Source organism: Bacillus sp. JST-5 (assembly GCF_057747715.1).
In genome coordinates this window covers 1-1,675 of sequence record NZ_JBYLHW010000139.1, presented here as the reverse complement: position 1 = coordinate 1,675, position 1,675 = coordinate 1, and the positions used below count along the sequence as shown (strand labels likewise).

At 34.0% G+C, this 1,675-nt stretch carries 1 protein-coding gene; it reads right to left on the bottom strand.

Annotation, left to right across the window (positions count from 1 at the left end):
* Nucleotides 1-1,675: IS1182 family transposase (locus AC3ASS_RS14145; RefSeq protein WP_488284147.1), on the bottom strand; the 1,675-nt coding region annotated here is incomplete at both ends.

The window sequence follows — 1,675 nt, the reverse complement described above, 5'->3', positions numbered from 1 at the left end:
GGGGCTGTCCGATAAGTCCCAAAAAAAGAGCGAAATTGAGAAATCCTTGTGTTTCTCAATTCGCTCTTTTTACATTTTCCTGAAAACATCTTGATATTACCTACAACTTTTAGGAGATTGTGGGCTAAAGCCACAATCCCAAATTCAGTTTCAACCTTTTCGATTCCACGCAACCGGAATCGAGTGAACGACAAATTGCCCTTAATGTTACCGAACACACTTTCGACATCTACTTTACGTTTGGCATAAAGTGTTGCTTTTTGTTCGTCATCAAGGGCTGCTTTTGTCTTTGCTTTTATGTTTTCGTAAATAGGGTTCCAATAAACTTTACGATTCCCTTTAGATTTTGTACATAATGACTTCAACGGACAACCTGTACAATCCTCGCATTCATAAATTTTAAAATCTTGTTCATATCCTGATTCATTTTTCCGTTGACTATATCGTTTAAATAAAACCTTACGGTTGTTAGGACAGATAAAAGCATCTTCCTGCTCTATATATTTCCAATTCTGTACTTTCGAAATATCCTTTTTATATTTTCTAGTTTGTTCCTTTAAATACGTATTATATGGAGCTAATAATTCAAAGCGTGGCTCTTTTTCTTCACCTAATGCATATAAATAGTTTTCTTCACTTGCATAACCTGCATCCGCAACGACTTGTTTAGGCACTTTTGGTAAGGTTGTGAATAATTTTTCCATAAACGGTTGGAAACAACGAGTATCTCCCGGTTTCTGAAATAATTTATATCCTACAATAAATTGATTTTGAGTAGCTAATTGTATGTTATATCCTGCTTTTAATTGACCGTTTTTCATATGGTCTTCTTTCATTCTCATAAACGTGGCATCATAGTCTGTTTTCGAAAAGCTATTACGATTACCAAGTATTCTTTTTTGGACTTCGTATTTTCTTAATCGTGGGAGATAGTCAGATTCAATGGCTTTCAGCTGTTTTTTCAATTTTGTTTTCTGGGAACGAAGTTCTTTTTTCTCTACTCTATTTGATCCCTGATTATATTTTTCTTCCAATATTTCGACGTTTTTTGTAAGTTCTTCTGCTGTCTTCATTAATTCATTTTCTAAGTCCTCTTCTAATTCCTCTTCTAATTCTTCAATTGTCACTTTACGAATTTCTTGAATAATTGGTTTGATTTTTGCACGAAGTTTTTCTTCAAAATTTTCAACTGATTTTCTCCAGACAAACGTATATTTATTGGCATTTGCTTCTATTTTGGTTCCATCTACAAAAACATGGTTGAGATCGACTAAGCCTTGTTCTACTAATTGAATTAGAAATTGTTCGAATACCGATTCCATCATTTTTGGCATTCGCACACCACGAAAATCATTAATGGTTCGGTGGTCAGGAGTTTGCATTCCAGCTAACCACATCATCGGAAGATTTTCACGCAACATTTTTTCAATTTCTCTACTAGAATATGTTTTTTGCGTGTAAGCAAATAAAATCACTTTCAGTAACATTTTAGGGTGAAATGGGGCACGTCCCCCACCAACATAGTGCGAATAAAGAATTTCATCAGGTATGGATTCAACCATTTCATCTACTAAACGTGCAACGTGATTTTCCGGAACAAACATTTCTATATCTAAAATCATCATTGTTTGTTTATTATTATAAGGCTGGAATACAAGTTTCTTTTGTTTCTTTT